The sequence below is a fragment of the Sphingobium sp. KKT206 genome, from assembly GCF_055640555.1.
In genome coordinates this window covers 2,171,176-2,197,143 of sequence record NZ_CM145764.1, presented here as the reverse complement: position 1 = coordinate 2,197,143, position 25,968 = coordinate 2,171,176, and the positions used below count along the sequence as shown (strand labels likewise).

General features: G+C 64.3%; 24 protein-coding genes. 10 read left to right on the top strand and 14 right to left on the bottom strand.

Annotation, left to right across the window (positions count from 1 at the left end; genetic code table 11):
* Positions 1 to 73: 73 nt before the first annotated feature.
* The 4 genes from ccoG to ccoS are packed head-to-tail and all read left to right on the top strand — an operon-like array spanning position 74 to position 4,255.
* Positions 74 to 1,510, top strand: a complete 1,437-nt coding sequence (ccoG, locus tag ACZ2HM_RS10485; RefSeq protein ID WP_470425176.1) for a cytochrome c oxidase accessory protein CcoG — start codon at positions 74 to 76, stop codon at positions 1,508 to 1,510.
* Positions 1,507 to 1,968, top strand: a complete 462-nt coding sequence (locus ACZ2HM_RS10480; RefSeq protein WP_470425175.1) for a FixH family protein — start codon at positions 1,507 to 1,509, stop codon at positions 1,966 to 1,968. The genes ccoG and ACZ2HM_RS10480 overlap by 4 nt, the downstream gene beginning before the upstream one ends.
* Positions 1,968 to 4,115 (top strand): heavy metal translocating P-type ATPase, encoded by a 2,148-nt coding sequence (locus tag ACZ2HM_RS10475; protein WP_470425174.1) that lies wholly within the window; start codon positions 1,968 to 1,970, stop codon positions 4,113 to 4,115. Before ACZ2HM_RS10480 ends, ACZ2HM_RS10475 begins: the two co-directional genes overlap by 1 nt.
* Positions 4,112 to 4,255, top strand: a complete 144-nt coding sequence (gene ccoS / locus ACZ2HM_RS10470) for a cbb3-type cytochrome oxidase assembly protein CcoS (RefSeq protein ID WP_037476351.1) — start codon at positions 4,112 to 4,114, stop codon at positions 4,253 to 4,255. The genes ACZ2HM_RS10475 and ccoS overlap by 4 nt, the downstream gene beginning before the upstream one ends.
* Here the strand turns inward: ccoS and ACZ2HM_RS10465 are convergent, their stop codons facing one another.
* Together ACZ2HM_RS10465 and ACZ2HM_RS10460 are read right to left on the bottom strand one after the other, a co-directional pair.
* Entirely contained in the window at positions 4,256 to 7,180 is a 2,925-nt protein-coding gene (locus ACZ2HM_RS10465; RefSeq protein WP_470425173.1) for a CHAT domain-containing protein, read from the bottom strand.
* Between the two features lie 76 nt (positions 7,181 to 7,256).
* The gene (locus tag ACZ2HM_RS10460) at positions 7,257 to 8,783 is read right to left on the bottom strand and encodes a cysteine--tRNA ligase (protein ID WP_470425172.1); all 1,527 of its coding nucleotides are present in this window, start codon (positions 8,781 to 8,783) and stop codon (positions 7,257 to 7,259) included.
* Positions 8,784 to 9,111: 328 nt separating this feature from the next.
* On the opposite strand from ACZ2HM_RS10460, the gene ACZ2HM_RS10455 reads away from it, so the two are divergent.
* Together ACZ2HM_RS10455 and ACZ2HM_RS10450 are read left to right on the top strand one after the other, a co-directional pair.
* Positions 9,112 to 9,804, top strand: coding sequence for a Bax inhibitor-1/YccA family protein (locus tag ACZ2HM_RS10455; RefSeq protein WP_470426841.1), 693 nt, complete (start codon positions 9,112 to 9,114; stop codon positions 9,802 to 9,804).
* A 4-nt stretch (positions 9,805 to 9,808) separates the two neighbouring features.
* Positions 9,809 to 10,093, top strand: a complete 285-nt coding sequence (locus tag ACZ2HM_RS10450; protein WP_037475774.1) for a TFIIB-type zinc ribbon-containing protein — start codon at positions 9,809 to 9,811, stop codon at positions 10,091 to 10,093.
* A 34-nt stretch (positions 10,094 to 10,127) separates the two neighbouring features.
* On the opposite strand, the gene ACZ2HM_RS10445 is transcribed toward ACZ2HM_RS10450, so the two are convergent.
* The 10 genes from ACZ2HM_RS10445 to ACZ2HM_RS10400 all read right to left on the bottom strand — a co-directional run bounded on the left by ACZ2HM_RS10445 (position 10,128) and on the right by ACZ2HM_RS10400 (position 20,139).
* On the bottom strand, positions 10,128 to 11,066 hold the full coding sequence (locus ACZ2HM_RS10445) for a right-handed parallel beta-helix repeat-containing protein (RefSeq protein WP_470426840.1): 939 nt from the start codon (positions 11,064 to 11,066) through the stop codon (positions 10,128 to 10,130).
* 300 nt (positions 11,067 to 11,366) lie between these two features.
* Positions 11,367 to 11,660: a LysR family transcriptional regulator gene (locus ACZ2HM_RS10440; RefSeq protein WP_470425171.1), complete on the bottom strand. Its 294-nt coding sequence runs from the start codon at positions 11,658 to 11,660 to the stop codon at positions 11,367 to 11,369.
* 182 nt (positions 11,661 to 11,842) lie between these two features.
* The gene (locus ACZ2HM_RS10435) at positions 11,843 to 12,295 is read right to left on the bottom strand and encodes a hypothetical protein (protein ID WP_470425170.1); all 453 of its coding nucleotides are present in this window, start codon (positions 12,293 to 12,295) and stop codon (positions 11,843 to 11,845) included.
* Between the two features lie 493 nt (positions 12,296 to 12,788).
* Positions 12,789 to 13,088, bottom strand: a complete 300-nt coding sequence (locus tag ACZ2HM_RS10430) for a GIY-YIG nuclease family protein (protein ID WP_037475766.1) — start codon at positions 13,086 to 13,088, stop codon at positions 12,789 to 12,791.
* Positions 13,089 to 13,294: 206 nt separating this feature from the next.
* Positions 13,295 to 13,630 carry a low molecular weight protein tyrosine phosphatase family protein gene (locus tag ACZ2HM_RS10425; protein ID WP_037475764.1) on the bottom strand — a complete coding sequence of 112 codons (336 nt, stop codon included), beginning with the start codon at positions 13,628 to 13,630 and terminating at the stop codon, positions 13,295 to 13,297.
* Between the two features lie 352 nt (positions 13,631 to 13,982).
* Positions 13,983 to 14,342 carry an argininosuccinate lyase gene (locus ACZ2HM_RS10420; protein ID WP_470425169.1) on the bottom strand — a complete coding sequence of 120 codons (360 nt, stop codon included), beginning with the start codon at positions 14,340 to 14,342 and terminating at the stop codon, positions 13,983 to 13,985.
* A 90-nt stretch (positions 14,343 to 14,432) separates the two neighbouring features.
* Complete coding sequence (metH, locus tag ACZ2HM_RS10415; protein WP_470425168.1) at positions 14,433 to 17,033, bottom strand: methionine synthase; 2,601 nt, start codon at positions 17,031 to 17,033, stop codon at positions 14,433 to 14,435.
* Positions 17,034 to 17,119: 86 nt separating this feature from the next.
* Complete coding sequence (locus ACZ2HM_RS10410; protein WP_470425167.1) at positions 17,120 to 18,166, bottom strand: homocysteine S-methyltransferase family protein; 1,047 nt, start codon at positions 18,164 to 18,166, stop codon at positions 17,120 to 17,122.
* Positions 18,167 to 18,265: 99 nt separating this feature from the next.
* The gene (gene metF, locus ACZ2HM_RS10405) at positions 18,266 to 19,171 is read right to left on the bottom strand and encodes a methylenetetrahydrofolate reductase (RefSeq protein ID WP_470425166.1); all 906 of its coding nucleotides are present in this window, start codon (positions 19,169 to 19,171) and stop codon (positions 18,266 to 18,268) included.
* Complete coding sequence (locus tag ACZ2HM_RS10400) at positions 19,168 to 20,139, bottom strand: ArsR/SmtB family transcription factor (protein ID WP_037475758.1); 972 nt, start codon at positions 20,137 to 20,139, stop codon at positions 19,168 to 19,170. The genes metF and ACZ2HM_RS10400 overlap by 4 nt, the downstream gene beginning before the upstream one ends.
* Before the next feature lie 216 nt (positions 20,140 to 20,355).
* Between ACZ2HM_RS10400 and ACZ2HM_RS10395 the strand changes: the two genes are divergently transcribed.
* On the top strand, positions 20,356 to 20,574 hold the full coding sequence (locus tag ACZ2HM_RS10395; RefSeq protein WP_037475755.1) for a hypothetical protein: 219 nt from the start codon (positions 20,356 to 20,358) through the stop codon (positions 20,572 to 20,574).
* Between the two features lie 267 nt (positions 20,575 to 20,841).
* Positions 20,842 to 21,084 (top strand): hypothetical protein, encoded by a 243-nt coding sequence (locus ACZ2HM_RS10390; RefSeq protein ID WP_470425165.1) that lies wholly within the window; start codon positions 20,842 to 20,844, stop codon positions 21,082 to 21,084.
* 49 nt (positions 21,085 to 21,133) lie between these two features.
* Here the strand turns inward: ACZ2HM_RS10390 and ACZ2HM_RS10385 are convergent, their stop codons facing one another.
* Entirely contained in the window at positions 21,134 to 21,562 is a 429-nt protein-coding gene (locus ACZ2HM_RS10385; RefSeq protein ID WP_037475748.1) for a glycine zipper 2TM domain-containing protein, read from the bottom strand.
* 200 nt (positions 21,563 to 21,762) lie between these two features.
* Here ACZ2HM_RS10385 and ACZ2HM_RS10380 point away from each other — a divergent pair, with 200 nt between their 5' ends.
* Complete coding sequence (locus ACZ2HM_RS10380; protein WP_470425164.1) at positions 21,763 to 22,788, top strand: esterase-like activity of phytase family protein; 1,026 nt, start codon at positions 21,763 to 21,765, stop codon at positions 22,786 to 22,788.
* Here ACZ2HM_RS10380 and ACZ2HM_RS10375 read toward each other — a convergent pair.
* Entirely contained in the window at positions 22,746 to 24,134 is a 1,389-nt protein-coding gene (locus ACZ2HM_RS10375) for a helix-turn-helix domain-containing protein (protein WP_470425163.1), read from the bottom strand. The genes ACZ2HM_RS10380 and ACZ2HM_RS10375 overlap by 43 nt on opposite strands.
* 142 nt (positions 24,135 to 24,276) lie before the next feature.
* Here ACZ2HM_RS10375 and ACZ2HM_RS10370 point away from each other — a divergent pair, with 142 nt between their 5' ends.
* Positions 24,277 to 25,872, top strand: coding sequence for an isocitrate lyase (locus ACZ2HM_RS10370; protein ID WP_037475743.1), 1,596 nt, complete (start codon positions 24,277 to 24,279; stop codon positions 25,870 to 25,872).
* Positions 25,873 to 25,968: the final 96 nt, after the last annotated feature.

Sequence of the window (25,968 nt, the reverse complement as noted above, 5' to 3'; positions counted from 1 at the left end):
TTGCGACGCATTGCCCGCCCCCTCCGTCTGACCTGCGGTCAGCCACCTCCCCGTGCCGGGGAGGATTGGGCGCATGTTGATGCCGACCGACACGGGCGATCTCTATGAGAAGCGCAAGGGCGTCTTTCCCAAGGCGGTGGATGGGTTTTACCGCCGCCTGAAATGGGCGATCATGGTGGTGACGCTGGGCATCTATTGGGTGACGCCATGGATACGCTGGGATCGCGGCCCCTATGCGCCCGATCAGGCCGTGCTGGTCGATATGGCCAATCGCCGTTTCTACATGTTCGATATCGAAATCTGGCCGCATGAATTTTACTATGTCGCCGGGCTATTGGTGATGGCGGGCGTCGGGCTATTTCTGGTGACGTCGGCGGTGGGTCGCGCCTGGTGCGGCTATGCCTGTCCGCAGACGGTGTGGACCGACCTGTTCCAGCATGTCGAACGCTTCATCGATGGCGACCGCAATGCGCAGGTGCGGTTGGCGAAGGCGCCCTGGACCCCGTCCAAGCTGGCGCGGCGGCTGGTCAAATGGAGCGTGTGGCTGATCATCGCCTTCCTGACCGGGGGGGCGTGGATTTTCTATTTCGCCGATGCACCGACGTTGCAGCAGGAATTTTGGAGCGGCACCGCCGCGCCGGTCGCCTATGGCACCACCGCACTGCTGACCGCGACGACCTTCGTCCTGGGCGGCTTCATGCGCGAACAAGTGTGCATCTATATGTGCCCGTGGCCACGCATCCAGACCGCGATGCTCGACGAGAAATCGCTGGTCGTGACATATAAGGACTGGCGCGGCGAAAAGCGCGGCAGCGTCAAGAAGGCGGCGGCGCATCCGGGCGAATTTGGCGACTGCATCGATTGCGACCAGTGCGTCGCGGTCTGCCCGACCGGCATCGATATTCGCGAAGGGCCGCAGATCGGCTGCATCACCTGCGCCTTGTGCATCGACGCCTGCGACAAGGTGATGGCGCAGGTCGGGCGGCCACGTGGGCTGATCGATTATTGTACGCAGGATGATGCCGATGCGGAGAAGCAGGGGGCTAAGCCCCGACCGGTACTCAAGACATTGCTGCGCCCACGCACCATCGCCTATCTGCTGGTATGGAGCAGCATCGGCGCGGCGATGCTGTTCGCGCTGGGGGCGCGCACCCGGCTGGACATCGCCGCACAGCAGGACCGCAATCCCATCTTCGTGACTCTGTCCGATGGGGCGGTGCGCAACGCCTATACCATCAAGATTCGCAATATGGAGACACGCCCTCGGCCGATGACGGTGCGCGCCGAAGGCTTGCCCGGCGCGCTGCTATGGACCGATGCGATGGCGCGGGAGCAGGCCCGCGCGGCGGTGGACGTCACCGTATCGCCGGACAGCGTGGCCAAGTTGCGCCTCTATGCCGCCGTGCCCGCCGCCGGTCCACAGCGGCAGGATTTCCGCTTCGTCCTGACCGCCACCGACCGCGAAGGCGGCACCGCCAGCGAACCCGCCCGTTTCGAAAGGCCCCAATGATGCGTAGCTCCACCCCCCGCCGCTTCACCGGATGGCATATGACCGGCATATTGGTGGCCTTCTTCGCCGTCGTCATCGCCGTCAACATGCTGATGGCGACGCTTGCGGTGCGGTCCTTTGGCGGGGTGGTGGTCGATAACAGCTATGTCGCCAGCCAGAAATTCAACGGCTGGCTGAAGGCGGCGCGGGCGCAGGAGGCGCAAGGCTGGCACGAGACGATCGCGGTTGATGCGCAGCGGCGCGTGCAGGTCAGCCTTGCCGATGCGGCGGGCGCACCGCTGACAGGTGTGATCGTCACCGCTACCGCTGCGCATCCACTAGGTCGCGCGCCCGACATCGCCTTGTCGTTCCGCGAGGTGGCACCTGGTCGATACAGCGCCGATCGGACACTGCCTGCCGGGCGCTGGCGGTTGTCGCTCACTGCTGCCGACCATCGCTTCGTCCAAGAGATCGACTGATGGCCAGCCAAGCCCTGATCCTGCCCGCAACGGACACCGAAACGGACATAGATACGACGCAGATCAGCCTGTTCGCGGTGCCGGGAATGCATTGCGCGGGCTGCATCGGCAAGATCGAGAATGGCCTGGCCCGCACCCCCGGCATCGCGTCGGCGCGGGTCAATCTCTCGGCGAAGCGCGTCACCATCCAGCATGATCCCGCGCTCAGCCCGCCCGATTTGCGCGCTGCGATCGCCGCGCTGGGATTCGAGGCGGAGCCGCTCGCCGATCCCGGCGTCGATGTGGCGGCGGCGGAAAACCGCATGCTCATCCGCGCGCTGGCGGTTGCGGGCTTTGCCGCGATGAACATCATGCTGCTGTCCGTGTCGGTCTGGTCCGGGGCGGAGGGCGGCACGCGGCAGATGTTTCACTGGCTGTCGGCGCTGATCGCGCTGCCCACCGTGGCCTATGCGGGGCGGCCCTTCTTCCGCTCGGCCTGGGCGGCGGTGCGGCAGGGGCGGACCAATATGGACGTGCCGATCAGCATCGGTGTGCTGCTGACGACCGGCATGAGCGTCTATGAAACCCTGATCGGCGGCGAAGACGCCTGGTTCGACGGGGCGGTGATGCTGCTCTTCTTCCTGCTCGCCGGGCGCTGCCTCGACAGCCTGATGCGGGGCCGGGCGCGTGCTGGCGTTGCCGCGCTGCTCAAACAATCCGCGCCGGGCGCGATGTTGCTGGACGATAGCGGGCAAAGCCGTTGGGTGGCGGCGAGCGCGCTGCGGCCGGGCATGATGATGCTGGTCGCCGCGGGCGAAAGGCTGGCCGCCGACGGGCGCGTGATGGAGGGCGACAGCGGCATCGACATCGCCTTCCTGACCGGGGAGAGCGCGCCGGTGCGCGTGCGTCCGGGCGATTTGGTGCAGGCCGGCGCGCTCAATATCGATGGGCCGATCCGCGTCGTGGTGACCGCCGCCGGGCCAGACACAGTGATCGCCGACATCGCCCGGCTGATGGAGGAAGCGGCGCAGGGCAAGTCGCGCTATGTCCGCCTCGCTGATCGGGCGGCGCGCTATTATGCGCCGAGCGTCCATCTGCTGTCGGCACTGTCCTTTGCTGGGTGGATGATCGCGGGCGCGGGCGTGCATCAATCGCTGCTGATCGCGGTTGCCGTGTTGCTGATCACCTGCCCCTGCGCGCTGGGGCTGGCGGTGCCGGCGGCGCAGATCGTGGCGTGCGGCGCGCTGATGAAGCGCGGGGTGCTGGTCAAGGACGGGTCGGCGCTTGAACGGCTGGCGGAAGTGGACGAGGCGTTGTTCGACAAGACCGGCACGTTGACGCTCGGTCGCCCGGTGCCGCGCGATCTGGCGGGACTGGCGGCGGAGGACCGCGCCGTCGTGCTGGCCCTGGTGCAGGGGAGCCGGCATCCGTTGAGCGTCGCGCTGCGCCAGGCTTTGGAGGGCGAGGGTGTCGTTCCGGCGGCGCTGACCGACCTGCGCGAACAGGCGGGCGAGGGGGTGACGGGCCGGTTGGGCGATGAGACGGTGGCGCTCGGCCGTCCGCGCAGCCTCATCACCCTGTTCGATCTGGCGGCGGAATATCGGCGCGGCGATCGTGCCGTCCTGCTGCGCTTTACCGATGCGTTGCGGCCCGACGCGGTCGAGACGCTGGCCGATCTGCGCGCCATGGGCCTCAAAACGCTGATCGCCAGCGGCGACCGGCCCGAAGCCCTGACCGAGATTGCGCGCCAGACCGAGACCACCGCGATCGGCCATCTGCGCCCGCAGGACAAGCTGGCCCTGATCGAGCGGCTGCGCGCGTCGGGGCATAGGGTGCTGATGGTGGGCGATGGGCTGAACGATGGCCCCGCCCTTGCCGCAGGCCATGCCAGCATGGCACCGGCCTCGGCGAGCGACGCCAGCCAGCTGGCGGCAGACGCGGTGTTCCTGGGCGATCGGCTCGCCCCGGTGGCGATGGCGGTGCGCGCGGCGCGGCGGACGGTGCGCGTGGTGAAGCAGAATTTCGCGCTCGCGATCGGTTATAATGTGTTTGCCGTTCCGCTGGCGATCGCGGGCCATGTCACCCCGCTGGTCGCCGCCGTCGCCATGTCGACCAGTTCGCTGATCGTCATCGCCAATGCGCTGCGGCTCAAGGGCGCAGCGCGATGACCGGTCTCACCGTCCTTATCCCCATCGCCCTGTCGCTAGGCCTGCTTGGCCTCGCCGCCTTTTTCTGGGCGCTAGGCAGCGGCCAGTTCGACGATAGCGATGGCGCGGCGGCGCGCATCCTGATCGATGATGACGAGTGATCAGCGCCCGACGAGGATGAAGGGTGCCCAGATATAGGGCTGGGCCGCGCCGGGGCGGTTCGACCGCATCAGTTTCAGCATCGCGCGTTGCAGCGCGACCGCGCGGGGCAGGCCACGCTCCGCCCCCTTCACCGTTTCCAGCGTGACGAAGGCACTGGCATCGTCGCGCACCGGCCAGTGCGAGACGAGCAGCGAACCTGCGCCCGCATAGCGGAACGCCTGTGCCAGCCCCGAATAAGCGGGCGCCTGCGCGCTGTCGCCCGCCGCCGTGTTGCAGGCGGACAGGATCACCCAGTCCGCGCCGATCCGCATCGCGGCGACTTCGGATGCGGTGAGCAGTCCATCCTCGCCGGTCGCGCCGGGGGCAGGGGGCGAGAGCACCAAGGCGGGTTCGGTCACGCCCTCCATCTGCCCGCTCACCAGGCCATGTGTTGCGAACAGGATGACGCCATAGTCCGATAGGTCGAGTGCGCGCAGAGCGCTTTCGCTGGCGGCTTCGCCCAGCATCAGGGTCGCGCGTTGCACGCCATAGCGGCTGGCAACGCCGCGTACTTCGTCGGCTGATCCCGGCAGCGGCGGCAGGTGCGAGAGCGCTTCGCCATCGGCCGCGCCGCCCCGGAAATACTGGTTCGCGGCCATCAGCGCGGGGGCAGGCGCGGCGTTGGCCGTCGTCGGAAAGGGCAGGGGCGCGCCGACGCCCAGAAAGCGGGACGCGGCGACCTGCATGGGGCGCTTGCCCGCCTCCATTGCGAAGGAGGGCTGCACCGCCAGCGCATAGCGGCGGATCAGCCAGGGCGTGTCGCGCTCGACGGCGGCGACGGGCCGCTCAGGCAATAGCGCGAAGGGGAGCGAGGCGAAGGCGCCGGTCGGTACGATCCGCAATGACCGTGCCTTGCTCAGCGTCGCGCGGATGGCGGGGGTGAAGATCTGGCCATAGAGCGTATGGGCGGCGGGCAGGTCCATGCCGCCCGGCGTCATCGTCGCGCGCAGCCGATCGACCAGCGCGACCATCGCGGCGCGGCTCATCACCGTGCGTTCGACCCGCGCCCCGGTGCGGCTGATCGCCAGCAGATAGACATGACCAAAGGCGGGCGTGACCGCCAGCAGCGCTTCATCCTTGCCAAGCCCCGCCTGCACCTGCGCCAAATCGGGCTTCACCCCGCCGCGCGCTTCGGCCCAGCGGGGATAGTCGCGGCTGATCGCGGCGCGCAGGCCGTTCACTTCGGCATCGAGCCGGTCGCGCGCGCTGCGGGTGGCGGCGACATCGCCTGCGGTCGCCAGCGCCCGCAGCATCGCGCGGTCTGCGGTCTGGAGCGCGCGCACCTTGTCCTGCAATGCCCGCACCCGCTCGCCAAGCGCCGGATCGGCGACCAGCCTTTCGGTGACGAGGCGGTTGGCCTGCGCGATCTTCGACCCGGCCAGGATCGCCATGGCGTCCAGCGCCAGCGCCGCATCTTGGCTGTCCGCCGCGATGGCGAGGATCGAATCGAGCGCCGCGCGCTGTTCGTCGGCCAATTCGCCATCGTCGCGCAGATTCTGCTCGTCGCGCAGGAGGGCGGCAAGCTGGGCCGCAGAGGCGGTGCGGCCCGGATCGCCATCGGCCCAGCGCTGCATCATGGCGGCATTGGCCAGCGCGAAGGCGGGGCTATTGTCGAGCGCAGCGGTTTCGTCGGCATAGTCGCGCGCCGCCGCCGCTGCCTTATCCCGCTGTTGCAGATCGAGCAGCACCGGGATGAGATGCGGATAGACGCGCTGGCCCATGTCGCGGTCCTGCGTCGTCGCCGCGCGCACGCGGGCGAGAGCGGTTTCCAGCTTCGTTGCGGCCTCGTCCGGCCGTCCGCTGGCCTGGTCGATCAGGCCCAGTAAAGCGAGCGATCGCGCCGCCTGCGGGCTGGCTTCGCCCTCCACTGCGCGAAACCCCTTTTCCGCTTCGACATAGAGCGGCGCGGCATCGGCATAGCGTTCCAGTGGCAGCAATATGCCGCCCAGATTATAGAGGCCATAGTGGAAATAAAGGCTCTTAGTCCCCACCGTCTCGCGCTTGATCGCAATCGCGCGCTGCAGATAGGCCAGGCTTTCCACCCGTCGCCCGGTGCGCGACAGGAGGATGCCCAACATTTCCAGCGCGCGGGCATAGCTGGGATGCTTGGTGTCGATATGGGCGGTCGCGACCTCCACTGCCTGGCGCGCATAGCGTTCCGCCTCGGCATTGCGGTCGGCGCGAAGCAGCATCTGCGCATAGGTATAATAGGAAGCGACCGTGTCGGGATCATGGGGCCCAAGCCCGGTGATCCGCGCTTCCATGCTGCGCTTCTGCGCTTCCACCGCGTCGCTGTTGCGGCCAAGGCGCGAATAGGCTTGTCCTAGGGAAAAGGCGATGTTGGACTTGAGCATATAATCGCCCTTGTCCAACGTCTTGGGATCGACCTGCGCGAAATGGCGGTCGGCATAGGCGCTGCCCTCCGCCAATGTCTGCGCGCCGGTCGCGACGTCGCCGTTGATCGACTGGATATAGCCCTTGATCGACAGCCCCTGCATCCAGGGGATCGGATAGGCGTCGCGGAAGGGCGCGAGCATGGCGAGCCCCTTCTCCGCCATCGCCAGGGCTTGCGGATTCTTGCCCTCGATCTGGTCCATCGACGCCAGGTTGATCGTCGCCACCGCCGCCAGCGGATGGGGCAGGCCGTTCACCTTGACCCGGCTGGCTGCCGCAACCAACTTGTGCCAAGCGTCGCGCGTCGCCGGACCCATCGCTTTGTCGAAATCGTCATTTTCGAACAGGGTCGTGCCGCGTGTCTCCATCGCGCGCAGGTCAGCATAGCGGGCATCGTCGCGCTGAAAACCGCGCATCGCGTCCGGCGCGGCCAACGCCTGTGGCGCGGCCAGCGCCAGAAGCAGACTGATTGCGCGCGTCGAAAGCCTCATGCCCATGCCCCCAAGGATTCCCCGGCGTCAGCATAGGCGCGCGGCGCAGTGCCGCGTCAAGTCACAACCGCAGCCGTTACGATCCTTGCGTCAGCGTCAATCGCCAGTCCCAGCGTAGCGGATCGCCATCCATCACATCGACGCCCTGCGCGACCAGCGCGTCGCGAATCTCGTCCGACAGGGCGAAATCCTTGTCGGCACGGGCAGCGGCGCGGCGCTCCAGTTGCGCCTCGATCGCGTCGGGGGTGATGGCGGCATGTTTGGGTCGCAGGCGCAGATCTGCGCGGCCGAGCGTCATCAGGTTCAGCCCCAGCGCCGCGTCGAAGGCGGCGATCAGACAGAGCTTTTCATCCACCGGGATCTTCTTGATCGCGATCGCTTCCTCCAGCAGCGGCAGGGCGCGCGGCGTCATCAGATCGTCGGCGATCGCTGCGTCGAATTGCTCCAGCAACGGCACCAGCTTGGGGTGGAGATTGGCGCGGAGATAATCGAGCCGTGGCGATTGCCATGTCACGCCCTCGGCGCGCGCCTTCAACGCTTCGACGCCCATCACCAGCCGCTTGAGGCGCGTCAACGCCGCGGCCACGCCCTCGGCGCTGAACTCCAATTCGCTGCGATAATGGGCACCCAGGCAGAGCAGGCGATAGGCAAGCGGATGCACGCCCGCGTCGATCAGCGAGAAGAGGGTGGTGAAGCCGCCCTTCGACTTGCTCATCTTGCCGCTGCGGTCGACCAGGAAATTATTATGCATCCACCAGCGCGCGCCGGTGAAGCCCGCCTCCGCCGCACCGACATCGCCGCCGCAGCAGGCGTGGAACGCCTGATTCTGGGCGATCTCATTGGGATGATGAATTTCGCGATGGTCGATGCCGCCGGTGTGGATGTCGAACGGATGGCCGAGGCGCGCCTGACTCATCACCGAACATTCCAGATGCCAGCCCGGCGCGCCCTTGCCCCATGGGCTGTCCCATTCCATCTGCCGCTGTTCGCCCGGTGGCGATTTGCGCCAGATCGCGAAGTCGGATGCGTTGCGCTTGCCCGCGACCGGATCGATCCGCGCATGCGCGGCATCGTCGCGGCCGCCCGCCAGCGCGCCATAATCCGGCACCGTCGAACTGTCGAAATAGAGGCCGCTGTCCAGCTCATAGCAATGGGTCGGCGCGATCTTTTGCGCAAATTCGATCATCTGCGGCACATAATCGGTCGCGACCGTCCACTCGCTAGGCGAAAGGATATTGAGGTCAGCGATATTCTGCTTGAACGCCTGGGTATAATGGGCGGCGATGTCCCAAATGCTCTTGGCACTGGCGCGCGCCGCCGCTTCCATCTTGTCGTCGCCCACATCGGCGTCCGACGTCAGGTGGCCGACATCGGTGATGTTGATGATGTGGGTGACCGACAGCCCCTTCCACAACAGGGTGCGGCGCAGCGTGTCGGTGAAGACATAGGCGCGCAAATTACCCAGATGCGCATAATTATAGACGGTCGGCCCGCAGCTATAGATGCGCGCATGGCTGTCCTCGATCGGCGCGAACGGCTCGATCGTGCGGGTCAGGCTGTTGAACAGGCGCAGCGGCGCGGTGATATGCTGGTCGTCGGACATGGCGCAAAGCGATGGCGCGAAGCGGCGCGGGGGTCAACAACAAGAAAGCCTTCCCCGGCGGGGGAGGATTTGAATATTTGTAATAAAATGTTGCATCTGCGCCCGGCCCTTGCACCGGCGCGTTCCTCCACCAATATGCTTGATGCGGGCCGGGCCCCTCTGACGATCTGGATTTCCCCCCTTGTCCATATCGTGATGTCGGACCGCATCGGGTGCGCCCGGTGCAGGTTTTGCGGCAGTTGCCCCCTCAATGTCGCAAGAGACCGCACCGGGCCACTCGATCCACCGTCTTGATGGAGTAAGAGTAGCCGTGAATAATCCCGTTCGTATGCCGGGCTATGGCGCGAGCCGGACGGCGCAGACCGACGCCGGGCTGCGCGCGCATATGCTGGGCGTTTTCCGTAATATGGGCCTGGGGCTGGTGATCACTGGCCTGGTCGCCGCGTTCATCGGCAATACGCCGGTGTTGGCCGCCGCGATCTTTGGCACGCCGCTCAAATGGGTGGCGATCTTCGCGCCGCTGGCCTTTGTGTTCTTCTTCAGCTTCCGCATCGACAAGATGACGACGGCGGGCGCGCGCATGGCGTTCTTCGCCTTCTCCGCCGTGATGGGCGTATCGCTGGCCAGCATTTTCCTGGTCTTCACCGGCGGCAGCATCGCGCAGGCCTTTTTCTCGGCAGCGGTCATGTTCCTCGCCATGGCGCTGTGGGGCTACACGACGCAGCGCGACCTGACGAAGATGGGCAGCTTCCTGATCATGGGCCTGATCGGCATCATCGTCGCCAGCCTCATTAACCTGTTCATCGGGTCGTCGGCGATGCAGATGGTCATCTCGATCCTTGGCGTCGTCATCTTCACCGGCCTGACCGCCTGGGATACGCAGCGCATCAAGTCGGATTATTTCGCTTATGCGGGCCATGAAATGGCGGCCAAGATCCAGGTGATGGGCGCGCTGTCGCTGTACCTCAATTTCGTCAACCTGTTCCAGATGTTGCTCAGCCTGACCGGCGAGCGGGAGTAAATCTATGCGTGATCAAGCGGCGGTCTCCGCCATGCTCTGCCCGGTCTGTCATGTCGGATTGGCGATGACGGACCGGCAGGGTGTCGAAATCGACTATTGCCCGCAATGCCGGGGCGTGTGGCTGGACCGGGGCGAACTGGACAAGATCATCGAACGATCGGGGCCGGGCAATGTCGTTGCGCCGCCGGTGGCACCGCCAAGCTATCGCCCGGATCGCGATTATCGTGACGATGGGCAGGGCTATCAAAAGAAGCGGAAGAAGAGCTTTCTGGAAGAGCTGTTCGATTGAGGGGAGGCCGGTCCGGCGAGGATCGGCCTTTTCGTTAGCGCCGGTCCTTCACTTTCATGCTTGGAGCCAGTTGGTTCGCGCCGATCTTCACCGCATCGTCGGTGAAGTTGGCGACGAAGGTGGAGCCGCGTTCCAGGCCCGGCACGAAACCGGCCTTGTTGCCCTCGATCACCAGTCCGCTGCTGTCATGTTCGCGGCCTTCGGGGGCGACGGTGATGAAGGCGGACCAGTTGTCCTTATCCTTGCCCTGCACCATTTCATTGCCGCGGATGAGGCCGCTCGCGCCGTTGGACAGGTCGATCATGTAATTGGTGAGCTTGCCGCCGCTGTCATCGAAACTATTGCCGGTGATGGTGACGCGGGCGGTGCGCGTTTTCAGATAATGGCCGCCGTCGCCGAGGTCGAAACGGCTGTTGGTGACGGTCAGGCTGTCGAGCCGCCCGATATAGATGCCATGCGCACAATCCAGGTCGCGGTCGCAGCGGCCCAGATGGCGGAAGGTCGACTTGTCGATGACGACCTGGCCGCCGTCATAGTCGCCGGTCAAAATCCCTTCCTCGCTGTTGCGGAACAGGCTGTTGCGGACGGTGAGGCTGCCGCTTTCGAGGCGGATGCCCGCGCCATTGCCATCGGGCACGCGGATGTTCTGGAAGATGATGCCATCCACCACGCTCGCCCGGCCGCGCAGCACGAAGGCGCCCTTGCCCTCGCACGGCACGCCGTCGAATATGACGCTGCCCGGCGTCGCGGCGCGGATGGTGACGTCGCCGCCCTGCTGCACCGCGCATTGGCGATAGGTGCCAGGCGCCACGACCACCGTGCCCCGCCCGTCACCGATCGCGCCCAGCGCATCGGCCAGCGACCCGAAGGCGCGGCCCGATTCGGCGAGCGTGAAGGGGGCGGGATTGCCCTGTGCCAGCGCGGTCGAGGCGATGGCGAGGGAGACGAGCAGGCTGGTGGATATGATGCGCATGGCGCGCAGGATAGGCGCGGGCGACGCGCCGACCAAGGCGTGAAGGGGGTTAATGGCGCGCTGCCCCGCTATGGGACAGATGGAGGGGCAAAGGTTGCGGGCGGCTGTGGCGGTTGCCGGTCCCCTGCCCGTCCCCGCGCCGATCAGGGTCACAGCCACGCGACGGTGGGGAAGTTCACACCGTTGCAGCACCCTATTTTCGGGCGAATCCGGGCGTAAAGTGCCGGTAAAGCCCTCGCGATGCGACAGTGACGCGCCTGTTGGGTCACAGCGACGCGAGAGGGACGCGCCACCCACGCGTCAGCGACGCGCCGCCCTGGGGGCGGGCGGCGGCGCGAAGGGATCGGCCAGGCTCTGCGCATGGAGCGCCAGCGCGCGGTCCCATGTCCGGTCGAACGGCGTGCCCGCGAGGCGCTGCCGCAACCGATGCGCACTGGCGCGCGACATGCCTGCGGTGCGGGCGGCGTGCGTGACATTGCCGGTGGCGAGCAGCGTGGCGAGGAAAAGCCGCTGCCTGTCCGGCGTCCAGCGGGCGCGATCGGTGGAGGCTGGCGCGGCGGGCGCGGGCGGATGGGGGGTGGGGTGCTGGTCCATCTATGAGGATAGACCAGAGGATTTCCTACATTGGAAGGGGGATTTGGGGAGAACTGTCGGTCAGCTTTGGGGGAGACGACCGACGATAGCTGACGCCGCCCGGTATAAAATCATTCGGCAGGAAACGCCCCACTTGCGGGCGTTCGCGGGTCGGTCCAAGATCAACCTAAGAGCGTTCATATTCAATCACCGCCCACCTTGGTTTTCCCTGTCCTAAGCCAATTGAGATAATATAGGAAAGTGGCAGCTATCCAATCCCACAGCCCCAGTATTAGCAGTACGATACCTGCTGGCAGCAGCCCATAATAGAAGAAGGATGACACAGCGTTTCGTTCGTTGATGAGGTTGTCCCATAGGGATTGCCTGGCGGCAAAGTCATCCTTAATCCTGTCATACATGCGGCGGCAATCATCAACCTCTTTGAAGGTTGGAGCGCGCCATTTCCACGCATCCATTTTGGATGATGCATCAAGAGTGGCGTCGTTGCACCGCTCGTAGCGTGAAGGGTCCATACGATATGCGAGGGCAGATGCCTTAGCGGCGTTGTATTGCGTGATGGACTGATAGCCCCAATAGCCCAGCCAAAGCACTGCAATGCTCAACGCTAGTCTGAACAGGAATGTGTCAGTCTTCATCTGATGATGCCCCAGTGAATCGCCGTGACGGATAACCGTGCAACGCGATATTTACGGAGGCTAGGCATATTTCGCGCATGTTAATAATCCAATACCTGTTGGCCACCATCGCACTCATCCTACTCATTGGGCTGAGTATTGTCGTGGCTTACCTTCATGACCTTAATCAGAACCAAAATCGTGGCGCTGCTGCTCAACTGGATTATCTCAGCCGTATCCTTGGTCAGCCCAACGAAGATGACGCCCTCCACCACTTCGTGGTCCCCTTCAACAGAGTTACGTGCCTCTGTTGAACCTTACAGGGGAGGATTTTAGGGCAAGCGCGGGCATTACGCTTTGCCTTCCTCTCGTCATGCCGGGCTTGACCCGGCATCCCGCTTTCCTTCGGTTGCGCCGGAGGAGAAGCGGGATGCCGGCTCAAGGCCGGGGTGACGTTGATTGGGGGCGAGTAGGAGTGAACGGTTGTTTGTGTCGGGCTTGGCTGGTTGGGTGGTCAGGTCAGCGTGTCGAACAGGTCGCGCCAGTTCGGGTTGCCCTGTTCGACAAGCGCGAACTTCCAGGGGCGACGCCAGCGTTTTATACGCTTTTCATGGTCGATGCAGTTTGCGATGTCATCGCCGCGCTCCGCCCAGACGAGGCGATGCAGGCCGTAGCGCGCGCAAAAGTCTGAGCCGGTGCCGGAGCGATGCTGGTGGATGCGGGCGGCGAGATCGGTGGTGACGCCGACATAGAGCGTGCCGCGATAGCGGTCGGCCATGATGTAGACCCAGCCGCCTTTATGTTCGCGATCCATGGGGCGGGTTTTAGAAGGCAGCGGGACCCCGGCTCAAGGCCGGGGTGACGTAGCGTTGGACGGTGGGATGCTGCGCATTTTCAGTCCGACTGATCACCCGACGCATCTCCTTCCATCCCGCTCAACTTCTCTAATTCAACACATCGCAATCATGTCTGCTTGCGGGCGGATCAGCAAGCCAGATAAGCGGCAAGAAATGGCTGATGTCAGCCAGTAGGCAGATGCCGTGCAAGCCGCTCCTCCAGCAATGCCACCAGCGCCGGGTCCATGAATACGAACTCATCTGGTATGTCGAGACAGATCATCCGCTTTCCATTGAGCGAAGAACGGAAGCGTTTTTGGACCTTGGTGCGGTGCATCTTTTCCATGACCACGATCACGTCGGCCCACTTGATCAATTCCGATGTGAGAGGGTTCTCAGCATCATTATTTGTGCCTGCCGATGAAACTTCGAGGTCCGGTCGCCCAGAAAAAACCTGCTCAGCAGTCGGGCTGCGAAGACGGTTCTGACTGCAAACAAACAAAATATTTTTCACGGGCATAGCCTCCCGGCCCAACGGATGCCCGCGATGTACTGTCAGCTTTGGGGGAAGGTCAATTGAGCTGGAAACAGCTTGATGTGGTCGTTCATTCCCATCCGCCTTCCTCATGCCGGACTTGATCCGGCATCCCGCTTTCCTTCGGTTGCGCCGAGCAAGAAGCGGGACCCCGGATCAAGTCCGGGGTGACGTGGAGTGGGATGGGGAGGTCGTGACGATTGTCCGTCCGACTGGTCACCAGACTTACCCCCCTTTCGTCATGCCGGGCTTGACCCGGCATCCCGCTTTACATCGATAGAAGGCGTGATGCGATACACCGGTTCCCTACCCAACCGGCCCACTTACCCCCGCCCATTCACTCCCACTTGGCCGTCGCCTTTTGCGTCTTCGCGTTCCAGAAAATCTGGATCTTGCTGATCGTGCAGAGGTCGAAATTGGTCCAATAGGCTTCGTCGCCGTCGGTGAAGATGACTTTGAGGTCGTAGTTGCAGATGTCGTTCTTGGCGTTGAAGGTGATGGGGACCGAGGCGGTGTCTTCCAGCACTTCGTCTTCCATCACATCGTCGCCCCAGGTCTTGGCAGCGGCGGGGGAGACATAGACTTCGGCGATGTCGTAGCCGGTCTTGTTGAACAGGGTGAAGTCCTGATCCCCGGCGATGGCGGGCGCAGCGAGAAACAGGGCGCAGGCGCCCAGGATGGTGGCAATCGGCTTCATGAATAATCCCCCCCGTGCCGATGCATATCATCGGCGCGGGGTGGGTGTAGGATATTGCGCCGACCGTAACAAGCGGCTGTTTTAGGGCACTTAATCCAGATTGGGACGCAGATAGCGTTCGGCCGTTTCCAGGTCGATACCGCGCCGTCCCGCATATTCCTCCAACTGGTCGCGGCCGACGCGGGCGACGCCGAAATATTCCGATTGGGCGTGGCCGAAATAGAAGCCGCTGACCGCCGCCGTGGGAAGCATCGCGAAGCTCTCGGTCAGGGTGATGCCGGTCGCATGATGGGCGTCGAGCATCTCGAACAGGATCGTCTTGAGGCTATGTTCGGGACAGGCGGGATAGCCCGGCGCGGGGCGGATGCCGCGATATTGTTCCTTGATCAGCGCTTCGTTGGTCAGTTGTTCGCCCTCGGCATAGCCCCATAGCGCGGTCCGGACATAATGGTGGAGGCGTTCGGCGAAGGCTTCGGCGAGGCGGTCGGCCAGGGCTTTCAGGAGGATGTCGGAATAGTCGTCGATCGACGCCTTGAAGCGGGCCAGATGCGGTTCGATGCCGTGGATACCGACCGCAAAGCCGCCCATCCAGTCGCCATCATGGCTGATGAAATCGGCGAGGCACATATTGGCGCGGCCTTCGCGCTTCTGGATCTGCTGGCGCAGCATGGGGAGGGTATAGTGTTTCTCATCCTCGACATGGACGATGATGTCGTCGCCCTGACGGCGGCAGGGCCATAGTCCCGCGACGCCGCGCGCGGTCAGCCATTTTTCGGTGACGATTTTGTCGAGCATCGCCTGCGCATCGGCGAACAGGCTGGAAGCGCTTTCGCCCACGACCTCGTCGGTCAGGATCGCGGGATAATTGCCCGCCAGTTCCCAGGCGCGGAAGAAGGGGGTCCAGTCGATATACTGCACCAGATCCTTCAGATCCCAATCGGGGAAGCGATGGACGCCGGGCAGGCGCGGGCGCGGGGCCTTGAGGCTTTCGTCGATTTCGAAGGCGTTGGCGCGGGCGTCCTCTATGCTGACCAGCGCGCTTTGCCCCTTGTTGGCGCGGGCGACGCGGACATGCTCATAATCATCCTTGGTCTTCTGGACGAAGGCGGTCTTTTGCGTGTCGGATACCAGCGCGGTGGCGACGCCGACCGCGCGGCTGGCGTCGAGCACATGCACGACCGGGCCGGTGAAGGCCGGGTCGATGCGCAGCGCGGTGTGGACGCGCGAGGTGGTCGCGCCGCCGATCAGCAGCGGCATGGTCATGCCCGCGCGCTGCATTTCGGTGGCGACCGTCACCATCTCGTCGAGCGAGGGGGTGATGAGGCCCGACAGGCCGATCATGTCGGCGTCATTCTCGTTCGCGGCCTTGATGATGTCCTGCCAGGGGACCATCACGCCCATGTCGATCACGTCGAAGCCGTTGCATTGCAGGACGACGCCGACGATATTCTTGCCGATGTCATGGACGTCGCCCTTGACCGTGGCCATGATGATCTTGCCCTTGCCCTTGGCGCCCGGTTCCTTGGCGGCCTCGATATAGGGGAGGAGGTGGGCGACCGCCTTCTTCATGACGCGGGCGGATTTGACGACTTGAGGCAGGAACATCTTGCCCGCGCCGAACAGGTCGCCGACGACGTTCATGCCGTCCATCAGCGGGCCTTCGATCACTTCGATCGGGCGGGCGGCGACGAGGCGGGCTTCCTCGGTATCCTCCACCACATACATGTCGATGCCCTTGACCAGCGCATGTTCGAGGCGGCGGGCGACGGGCCAGCTGCGCCATTCCTGCGCGGCCTTTTCGACCGCCGCGTCCTTGCCGCGATAGCTTTCGGCGAGGGTGACGAGGCGGTCGCCCGCTTCGGGATCGCGGTTGAGGAGGACATCCTCGCAGGCGGTGCGCAGCGCGGGGTCGATCGCGTCATAGACGTCGAGCTGGCCGGCGTTGACGATCGCCATGTCGAGGCCAGCGGGGATGGCGTGGTAGAGGAAGACGCTGTGCATCGCGCGGCGGACGGGTTCGTTGCCACGGAAGGAGAAGGAGAAGTTGGACAGGCCGCCGGAGATATGGACGTGCGGGCAGCGCGCCTTGATCTCGCGGCAGGCTTCGATGAAGTCCATGCCGTAGTTGTTATGTTCCTCGATCCCCGTCGCCACCGCGAAGATATTGGGGTCGAAGATGATGTCTTCGGGCGGGAAGCCGATGCCCATCAGCAGGTCATAGGCGCGGGCGCAGATTTCGACCTTGCGCGCCTTGGTGTCCGCCTGGCCGGTTTCGTCGAAGGCCATGACCACGACGGCAGCGCCATAGGCCATGCATTTGCGGGCGTGGAAGAGGAAGGCCTCCTCACCTTCCTTCATGCTGATCGAGTTGACGATCGGCTTGCCGGAGACGCATTTGAGGCCCGCTTCGATGACGTCCCATTTGGAGCTGTCGATCATGACGGGGACGCGGCTGATGTCCGGCTCCGAGGTCATGAGCTTGAGGAAGGTCGTCATCGCCTCGACCGCGTCGAGCAACCCTTCGTCCATGTTGACGTCGACGATCTGCGCACCATTTTCCACCTGCTCGCGCGCAATGTCGATCGCGGCGGCGTAATCGCCCGCCATGATCAACTTCTTGAACTTGGCAGAGCCCGTGACGTTGGTGCGTTCGCCGATATTGACGAAGGTGGCGGTGGATTTGGTGGTCATTTTTTCATGGTCCGTTCGCTTCGAGCGAAGTCGAGAAGCATTCGCGCCCGTGTCTCGACTACGCTCGACACGAACGGAGGTTGGGTTCAGGCGGCGATGTGCATGGGTTCCAGACCTGCGAGGCGGGTCACGACGGGCAGTTCCGGCACCACGCGCGGTTTTTCGCCCGCCAGCGCCCTGGCCACCGCGCCGATATGGTCCGGGGTCGTGCCGCAGCAGCCGCCGACCATGTTGACCAGCCCTTCATCGACCCATTGGCGGATCAGCTTTGCGGTGGTTTCGGGCAGTTCGTCATATTGGCCCAGCTCGTTGGGCAGGCCTGCATTGGGATAGGCCAGGATCAGGGTGTCGGCGTTCTTCGACAGGTCGGCGAGATAGGGGCGCAGCAGGTCCGCGCCGAACGCGCAGTTCACGCCGATGGTCAGCGGCTTCAAATGGCGCATCGAATACCAGAAGGCGTTGATGGTGTGGCCCGACAGGTTGCGGCCCGACATGTCGGTGATGGTGAAGCTGAGCATCAGCGGGACCGGGCGGCCCGCCGCTTCCTCCGCTTCGCGCGCGGCCATGCCTGCGGCCTTGGCATTCAAGGTATCGAAGCAGGTTTCGACCAGCAGGAAATCCACCCCGCCCGCGATCAGCGCTTCGCACTGTTGCCGATAATCGGCCTTGAGAGTGTCATAATCGACCTCGCGATAGGCGGGGTCGTTGACGTCGGGCGAGATGGATAGCGTCTTGTTGGTCGGGCCGATCGAGCCGCACACGAAGCGGGGCTTGCCATCCGCTGCGGTCGCGGCGTCGCAGGCGTTGCGCGCGAGCGTGGCGGCGGCGATATTGATGTCCCACACCAGATGTTCGCAGCCATAATCGGCCATGGCGATCTTGGTCGAACTGAAGGTGTTGGTTTCGATCATGTCCGCGCCCGCCGCGAGATAGGCGGCATGGATGCCCTGAACGATGTCCGGCCGGGTCAGGCAGAGCAGATCGTTATTGCCCTTCTGATCCTTGGGCAAATCGAGGGTGCCGCGATAATCGGCTTCGGTCAGGCCATGTTTCTGGATCGACGTGCCATAGCCGCCGTCGAAGATCAGGATCTTTTCGGCGGCCAGGGCGCGTAATTGGTGTTCAGCGGTCATGTTCATATCCTCTCGTACCGTTCGGTTCGAGCCTGTCGAGAACCCCCACGAAACCAGTTCTCGACAAGCTCGAACCGAACGGAGGGGGGGGTGAAATATCTAGGCGTCCGCTGTCGCCTTTGCCCGCAGCCCCAGCAAATGGCAGATGGCAAAGCTCAATTCCGAGCGGTTGAGCGTGTAGAAATGAAAGTCGCGCACGCCGCCTGCATAGAGTTTCTGGCACAGTTCCGCCGCGATCGTTGCCGAAACGAGTTGGCGCGAGGCGGGGTGGTCGTCCAGTCCTTCGAACAGGCGCGCCATCCAGCTGGGCACCTGCGTATTGCACATGGCGGCCATCCGCTGGGTCGCGGCGAAATTGCTGACCGGCATGATGCCGGGCACGATGTCGGCGGTGATGCCCGCCGCCAGCACCTTGTCGAGGAAGCGGAAATAGGCGTCGGGGGTGAAGAAGAATTGGGTGATCGCGCGGATCGCTCCGGCATCCAGCTTGCGCTTCAAATTATCCAGGTCGCTCTGCGCGCTGACGGCTTCGGGATGGACTTCGGGATAGGCGGATACCGAAATTTCGAACGGGTGGCGCTTGATCAGGCCTTCGACCAGTTCAGCCGCGCCCTTATAGCCCTGCGGGTGCGGTTCGAACGTGCCACCGACTTCGGGGGGATCGCCGCGCAGCGCGACGATGTGGCGCACGCCTGCGTCCCAATAAGCATCGGCGATCTCGCCAATCTCGTCCTTGCTCGCGCCGACGCAGGTCAGGTGCGCGGCGGCAGCGAGCGGCGTCTCCTTGGCGATCCGTGCGACGGTGTTATGGGTGCGTTCGCGGGTCGATCCGCCCGCGCCATAGGTTACGGACACGAATTTGGGAGCGAGCGGGGTCAAGGTCTCGATCGCGGACCAGAGTTGCGCTTCCATCTTTTCCGACTTGGGCGGGAAAAATTCGAAGCTGACCTGGCAGTCGCCCGCAAGGTCGGCGTAGAGCGGGGCGGCAGGATCGTTCAGGGTCATGCGGAAATTCGTCCTTCGATGGGCAGGATGCGGGCGCCCTTGCGCCGCCCCAGCCAGAGTTGCACCGTCAGTTCCTGGCCCGGCAAAGTCTCCACCCGCTCCAGCACCAGCCCTGCGGCCGCGAACCAGCCGCCGATCTGATCGTCGGAAAAGCCGAGGCGGGCATGTTGGTCGCGCAGGCGCAATTCCTCACGCTCATGCGGGGCGAAGTCGGCGATCAAAACGCGGCCGTCGAGCGCGGTCACGCGCGCGGCTTCGGCAATCACTTGTTCGGGGGCCTGGGCATAATGCAGCACCTGATGCAGCACGACCGTATCGACGCTGCCCGGTTCGAGCGGCAGGTCGAGAAAATCGCCCAGCAGCAGCGCATATTTGTCGCCCGCATCTTCAGGCAGCTTGGCGCGGGCGAGGCGCAGCATGTCCGGGCTGCGATCAATCGCGGTCACGGCGCGCGCGGCGGGGCCGAACAGTTCGACCATCCGGCCGGTGCCGGTGCCGACGTCCAGCAGATGGCCGATCGGGGCGCTGGCGAGCAGCGCGGTCATCGCGGTTTCCACCTGCGCCTCGGCAACGTGGAGCGAGCGGATCGCATCCCATTCCTCGGCATGGTCGGCGAAATAGCTTTCGGCGGCGCGGGCACGATCGGCGCGCACGGCAGCAAGGCGCGCCAAATCAGCCTGTTGCCATAATTTTTCGGCGTCCGATGGCGTCAGATGATCGAACAGGGCGATGAAGGGAGCGAGGCCTTCGCCTTTGCCGAGGCGCAGGAACACCCAATTGCCCTCCTTGCGCCGCTCGACCAGGCCCGCTTCGGCGAGGATGCGGACATGGCGCGATACGCGCGGCTGACTTTGCCCCACGACCTGCGCGATTTCGCCCACCGCCAGCTCCATCGCGCGCAGCAAATGGATGATCCGCAAGCGGGTCGGATCGCCAAGGGCGCGGAAAATGTCGAGCGAAGCTGCCATGCCAGCATCATATAAAGAAATCTTTATATGCGTCAACAACTCTCATTTTCCGGCTTTTGACCGGCAAAAGCATGGGCCTATCGCCTTGCTGTTGCATGAATGGGATTGCCTTGCCCCGTCCAAGGCATTACGAATCGCCCCGCAGGCGCAATGGGGGGTGAGCTTTTCTCCGAGAGTGGTCTGCACCGTTTTTTTCTCAGAGAGGGGTTTTTGCCCATGACCAAGTCTATCGCTCTTTCGCTCGTTCTTGCCGCTTCGCTCGGCCTGGCTGCCTGCTCGGGCGCCGAAACCGAAAACACCGCGAACAACGCCGCCAACTCGGCCGAGAACGCGTCGAACGCTGCCGACAACGCCATGAACGCGGCGATGAACGCTGCCGACAACGCCGCCAACGCTGCGTCGAACGCCACCAACAACGTCGCCAACGCGATGTAAAACCCGCAAGGGTTTGTTGGAGTATGTGATTGGGGGTCGCACCGGCAACGGCGCGGCCCCTTTTCTATTGGGCAGTTTTGGTGTTTGCACCACTACTCATTCCTGCCCCGTTAGGGGAAGCGGCTGGCCAAAGGTTAGACGGAGGGGTGTTGCGTTATCGAGGCGGTGACACCCCTCCACCACGCCTTCGGCGCGGTCCCCCTCCCCTTGCAGGGGAGGATTTTAATGTGCGAATTACAGGGTCGCTTTTCGATTGGGGATAGAGAGATGATCCGCGCCTTATTCATCGCTACAGCGCTGCTATCGCTTGGTGCCTGTGGTTCAGAGCCGTCCGATGGTGTCGGTGGGGTGAGCGCCAGTGAAGCCAGCGCGTTGAATGACGCCGCCGCGATGCTCGACGCGCAAAGGGGTGTGGCGCAGAGCGGTGATGCTGGTCTTAATCCCGCAGCCAGCGCGGCCGCAGGGGCCGATCGGGGCCGGGTTGCGCCGCAGCCTGATCCCCGACCCTGACGCAAAAAGGCCGCCCCGGACGGGACGGCCTTTTCACTTGGTTCAGAGCTTAGCAGTTACGGTCGATCGCCCGACCGGCGAGAGCACCTACGCCTGCGCCGATGATCGCGCCGGTCGTGCCGTCACCGCGACGGCCATAGCGGCCCGAACCCTTGCCCACTTCATTGCCGAGCAGGCCACCGGCGATCGCGCCGATGATGGTGCCGCCCGTGCCATTGTCGCGGCAGCGATAGCCGCCCCGATAGCCATTATTGCGATAATAGCGGTCGCCGCGATAATATTGGTTACGGTTGCCGCGATAGCCACGGTCACCCCGATAGCCGCGATTGTCGCCGCGATAATAATCGCCGCGATCATAGCCACGGTCGTAACCGCGATAATAGCCATTTTGCGCCATTGCGGGCGTGGCCGTCGCCACCATAGAGGCTGCGCCCATTGCCAGGGCTGCGCCCAAATTCAAAAGAAACTTCATCTTCATCGCGCTTCTCCTTCCTGTGTCAGCATCAGAGGGGCGATGTCCGATTACGGGATTGCCCATCGAGTGACGTCTTTATGGCCGATTCGGGTTGAGCCATCCCTGAATGGCGATGACAGCCATTGTTCACATGGCAGGTCACGTGGCAGGGGTTGGCCATTGCCCTGCTGCGCTTCGTCGCGTGAGCGGCTATGGCGGGCGGGATGACGCGAATCCTGATCGTGCTGGCGCTGGCCATCCTGCTGTTGCCCGCGCCGCATCCCAGCAAGCCGGAAGCGGTGCAGGCAGGGGCGTTGCTGGTATCGGCACGCGCGCTGCCGCTGAGCAGCATCGATCCTGCGCTGCGGCGCGTGGGGGCGCTGGACTATCTGGGCGGCTGGGAATTGCGCAGCGCCAATCCGGGCTTTGGCGGCATTTCGGCGCTGCGCGCGACCGGCGGGGGCGACATATTGGCGCTGAGCGATTCCGGCATCCTGATGGGCTTTCATGTAGGATCGGGCGAGGCGTCGCGGCGGCCCTTCATCGCGCCCTTGCCGGTGCGGCCCAAGGACCGGGACCGACCCTGGTGGGCGTGGGATTCCGAAGCGCTGACCTATGATCCGGCGACCGACCGCCATTGGGTGGGGTTCGAATTGCAACAGTCGATCTGCCGCTATGCCCCCGGTTTCGCGCGGGTGGAGGCGTGCCGCGTCTGGCCCGCGATTCTGGGCTGGCCCAAGACGGGGTCCATCGAATCGCTGGCGCGGTTGCCCGATGGGCGGTTCATCGCGATTGCCGAGATGGGGATGACGTCGGACGGGGCGCATCAGGCGCTGCTGTTCGCGGGCGATCCGGCCGAGAGTGCTACGCCGGTGCCCATTCCCCTGCGCTACAAGCCGCCGCAGGGCTATCGGCCGACCGATGCGGTGGCGCTGGACGATCGGCGGTTGCTCGTGGTCAATCGCCGCCTGACGCTGCAGAACCTCTTTACCGCCACGATCGCGATCGTCGACCTGCCGGGAAAGTTGGCGCCGGGCGCGACGCTCAAGGCGCGAACCTTGGCGCGCCTCGCGCCGCCGCTGCTGGCCGATAATTTCGAGGGGATCGCGATCAGCCGGGAGCGCGGGCGGACGATGCTATGGGTCATCTCCGACGATAATCACGAATTTTTCCAGCGGACGTTATTGCTGAAGTTCGGGCCGGCGGATCAGCCATCCGCAAAGCCGAACGGCGCGCGCGTGTCGCGATAATCGTCGGGCAGCATGTCGCGGCCGATCGGCGGGGCGGCGCGGGCGAGGCAGTGGGGGCGGTGGCACAGGCGACAGGTGACGCCGATGGGGGTAGGGTCCGGGGGCGGGCTGCCCTGTGTGTAAATTAGGCGGTGGGCATGGTCCGCGGCGCAGCAGAGTGCGATGGCGCGGTCGACCTTGGGGGATTCCCAACCACCGCCGCCCGCCGTGACCGTGCGCGCGATCGAGAAGAAACGCTGCCCGTCGGGCAGTTCGAGCCATTGGGTGACGACCTGTCGGGGCGTCTCGAACACCCGATGCACCGACCAGAGCGGGCAGGAGCCGCCATGCCGGGCAAAGGGAAAGCCCGCGCCGTCGAGCCGCTTGGAGACATTGCCTGCCGGATCGACGCGGAGGAAGAAGAAGGGAACGCGCTCCTGCCCCGGTTTTTGCAGGGTGGTGAGGCGGTGGGCGACCTGCTCGAAACTGGTGCCGAACTGGCGGGCGAGCGCCTCGACATCATAGCGGCGTGCCTCAACCGCTTTGGCGAAGGCGGCGTAGGGCATCAGGATCGCGGCCGCGCCATAGCTGGCGAGCGCGCGGCGGGCGAGGCGGCGGCTGCTTTCGGTAGTGAACTGGCCGTCCTTGAGGATGGCGTCGAAGGCCCTGCGCATTTCGAGATAGGCGATCTGGAGCGCGAGCTGGAATTGGGCGCTGGCGGTGTCGAGCGTGTCGTCGAGGAGGATGGCGTCGCGATGCCGGTCATAGCGGCGCAGCGATCCGGCCATGACGTCGGCAGGCAGGCGGCGAACGCGAAGACTATGCCGGGCGCGCAGCCAGCCGGTGAGGCCGCCTTCCGTCTCGGCATCGGCGGCGAGTTTTTCGGCCAGGTCGTCCAGCATCGGGAAGCTGTTGCGGCGGGCGGCGAGGAAGCGGCGCGATTCGGCGACTGGATCGGGCGCGTCATCAGGGGCGGTGCCCTGGTCGGCGAGGGCCAGATGCTCTTCACGATAGCTGGTGTAGAGGCGCAGCAGCGCTTCGGTGATGCCGGGATAATTGACCGCGACGTCGCCGGTGGCAAGCGCGGGCAGGTCAAGGTCCGCGAACATCGGGTCTTTGAGGACGGCGTGGAGCCGCGCGGTCTGTTCAGTGCCGCCGTCGCCCGCCACCTCCGCCATGTCGAGCTTGTAGGTGCGCGCGAGGCGCAGCAGCATGTCCGCGGTCAGCGGCCGCTGGTTGCGTTCGAGCAACGCGACATAGGAGGCGGAAATGTCCAGGTCGGCGGCCATGTCGGCTTGGGTAAGGCCAAGGTCGCGGCGGAGCCGCCGCAGGCGCGGCCCCATATAGACCGGGCTGTCTTTACGCATCGGCTCGACTCCTGTGCAGGCTTTACAACTTTACAGCAGATTTTTGTAAAGATCGACAACTGAACTTCACAAGGGCTGCCGCGCAGTGTGGGCGGGGGGTAGGGGCTGTACATCAAGCCCATAGCTCACGAGGGAACGGCCCATGTCCTACCAGGAAAATATCGCAAAGGCGCAGGCGCTGATCGGCAGCCATCCCGGCACATGGGACGGCATCAATGCGGAATCGGTTGCGCGGATGCAATTGCAGAACCGGTTCAACACGGGTCTCGACATCGCCAAATATACTGCGGGCGTCATGCGCCGCGACATGGCGGCCTATGATGCGGACCCGGCCGAATACACCCAGTCGCTCGGCTGCTGGCACGGTTTCATCGGCCAGCAGAAGATGATCGCGATCAAGAAGCATTTCGGCACGACCAAGCGCAAATATCTCTATCTGTCGGGCTGGATGGTTGCGGCGCTGCGCAGCGACTTCGGCCCGCTGCCCGATCAGTCGATGCATGAGAAGACCAGCGTTCCGGCGCTGATCGAAGAGCTTTACACCTTCCTGAAGCAGGCCGATGCCCGCGAATTGGGGATGTTGTTCCGCGATCTCGACGCGGCGCGCGCTGGCGGTGACGAGGTCAAGGCGCAGAAGGCGCAGCACGCGATCGACAATTTCGAAACCCATGTCGTCCCGATCATTGCGGACATTGATGCGGGCTTCGGCAATGCGGAAGCGACCTATCTGCTCGCCAAGAAGATGATCGAGGCGGGAGCCTGCGCGCTCCAGATCGAGAATCAGGTGTCGGACGAAAAACAGTGCGGCCATCAGGATGGCAAGGTCACCGTGCCGCATGAGGACTTTCTCGCGAAGGTCCGCGCCTGCCGTTACGCCTTTCTGGAACTCGGCGTCGATGATGGCATCATCGTCACGCGGACGGACTCGCTGGGCGCTGGCCTGACCAAGCAGATCGCGGTCAGCAACGAGCCGGGCGATATCGGCGACCAGTATAACAGCTTCCTCGATTGCGAGGAGATCGACCCGGCGACGGCGAAGAATGGCGATGTCATCCTGAACCGCGACGGCAAGCTGCTGCGCCCCAAGCGGTTGCCGAGCAACCTGTTCCAGTTCCGCGAGGGCACTGGCGCGGATCGCTGCGTCCTCGATTGCATCACCAGCCTGCAAAATGGCGCGGACCTGTTGTGGATCGAGACGGAAAAGCCGCATATCGAGCAGATCGCGTCGATGGTCGACCGCATCCGCGAGGTCGTCCCCAATGCCAAGCTCGTCTATAATAATTCACCCAGCTTCAACTGGACGCTGAATTTCCGTCAGCAGGTGTATGATGCCTGGGTCGAAGCGGGCAAGGATGTCAGCGGCTATGACCGGGCGCGCCTGATGAGCGTCGATTATGATGCCACCGATCTGGGTCGGGAAGCCGACGACCGCATCCGCACCTTCCAGAAGGATGCGGCAGCGCGGGCGGGGATTTTCCACCATCTCATCACCTTGCCGACCTATCATACGGCGGCGCTCAGCACCGACAACCTGGCGAAGGAGTATTTCGGCGAAGCCGGGATGCTGGGCTATGTCGAGGGCGTGCAGCGCAAGGAAATCCGCCAGGGCATCGCCTGCGTGAAGCATCAGAATATGTCGGGTAGCGACATTGGCGATGATCATAAGGAGTATTTCGCGGGCGAAGCGGCGCTGAAGGCTGGTGGCGCGCACAATACGATGAATCAATTTGCGGCCTGACACTCTTTCGTGATTGCCGCGCGGGTGGGGCTTTATCTCCGGCGTGCCGTTGGGGTGCGATGTCGGGAGATCGGTCCCCGCCTGCGCGGGGATGAC

Coding starts and splice junctions, on each gene's coding strand:
- ACZ2HM_RS10435 (WP_470425170.1), bottom strand. CDS start 12,295: ATGAAGACTGACACATTCCTGTTCAGACTAGCGTTGAGCATTGCAGTG.
- ACZ2HM_RS10445 (WP_470426840.1), bottom strand. CDS start 11,066: ATGCGCATCATATCCACCAGCCTGCTCGTCTCCCTCGCCATCGCCTCG.
- metF (WP_470425166.1), bottom strand. CDS start 19,171: ATGACCCTGAACGATCCTGCCGCCCCGCTCTACGCCGACCTTGCGGGC.
- ACZ2HM_RS10430 (WP_037475766.1), bottom strand. CDS start 13,088: ATGGATCGCGAACATAAAGGCGGCTGGGTCTACATCATGGCCGACCGC.
- ACZ2HM_RS10475 (WP_470425174.1), top strand. CDS start 1,968: ATGGCCAGCCAAGCCCTGATCCTGCCCGCAACGGACACCGAAACGGAC.
- ACZ2HM_RS10465 (WP_470425173.1), bottom strand. CDS start 7,180: ATGAGGCTTTCGACGCGCGCAATCAGTCTGCTTCTGGCGCTGGCCGCG.
- metH (WP_470425168.1), bottom strand. CDS start 17,033: ATGACCACCAAATCCACCGCCACCTTCGTCAATATCGGCGAACGCACC.
- ACZ2HM_RS10450 (WP_037475774.1), top strand. CDS start 9,809: ATGCGTGATCAAGCGGCGGTCTCCGCCATGCTCTGCCCGGTCTGTCAT.
- ACZ2HM_RS10410 (WP_470425167.1), bottom strand. CDS start 18,166: ATGACCGCTGAACACCAATTACGCGCCCTGGCCGCCGAAAAGATCCTG.
- ACZ2HM_RS10375 (WP_470425163.1), bottom strand. CDS start 24,134: ATGCGTAAAGACAGCCCGGTCTATATGGGGCCGCGCCTGCGGCGGCTC.
- ACZ2HM_RS10480 (WP_470425175.1), top strand. CDS start 1,507: ATGATGCGTAGCTCCACCCCCCGCCGCTTCACCGGATGGCATATGACC.
- ACZ2HM_RS10370 (WP_037475743.1), top strand. CDS start 24,277: ATGTCCTACCAGGAAAATATCGCAAAGGCGCAGGCGCTGATCGGCAGC.
- ACZ2HM_RS10460 (WP_470425172.1), bottom strand. CDS start 8,783: ATGTCCGACGACCAGCATATCACCGCGCCGCTGCGCCTGTTCAACAGC.
- ACZ2HM_RS10385 (WP_037475748.1), bottom strand. CDS start 21,562: ATGAAGATGAAGTTTCTTTTGAATTTGGGCGCAGCCCTGGCAATGGGC.
- ACZ2HM_RS10390 (WP_470425165.1), top strand. CDS start 20,842: ATGATCCGCGCCTTATTCATCGCTACAGCGCTGCTATCGCTTGGTGCC.
- ACZ2HM_RS10400 (WP_037475758.1), bottom strand. CDS start 20,139: ATGGCAGCTTCGCTCGACATTTTCCGCGCCCTTGGCGATCCGACCCGC.
- ccoS (WP_037476351.1), top strand. CDS start 4,112: ATGACCGGTCTCACCGTCCTTATCCCCATCGCCCTGTCGCTAGGCCTG.
- ACZ2HM_RS10420 (WP_470425169.1), bottom strand. CDS start 14,342: ATGAAGCCGATTGCCACCATCCTGGGCGCCTGCGCCCTGTTTCTCGCT.
- ACZ2HM_RS10440 (WP_470425171.1), bottom strand. CDS start 11,660: ATGGACCAGCACCCCACCCCCCATCCGCCCGCGCCCGCCGCGCCAGCC.
- ACZ2HM_RS10395 (WP_037475755.1), top strand. CDS start 20,356: ATGACCAAGTCTATCGCTCTTTCGCTCGTTCTTGCCGCTTCGCTCGGC.
- ACZ2HM_RS10425 (WP_037475764.1), bottom strand. CDS start 13,630: ATGCCCGTGAAAAATATTTTGTTTGTTTGCAGTCAGAACCGTCTTCGC.
- ACZ2HM_RS10455 (WP_470426841.1), top strand. CDS start 9,112: ATGCCGGGCTATGGCGCGAGCCGGACGGCGCAGACCGACGCCGGGCTG.
- ccoG (WP_470425176.1), top strand. CDS start 74: ATGTTGATGCCGACCGACACGGGCGATCTCTATGAGAAGCGCAAGGGC.
- ACZ2HM_RS10380 (WP_470425164.1), top strand. CDS start 21,763: ATGACGCGAATCCTGATCGTGCTGGCGCTGGCCATCCTGCTGTTGCCC.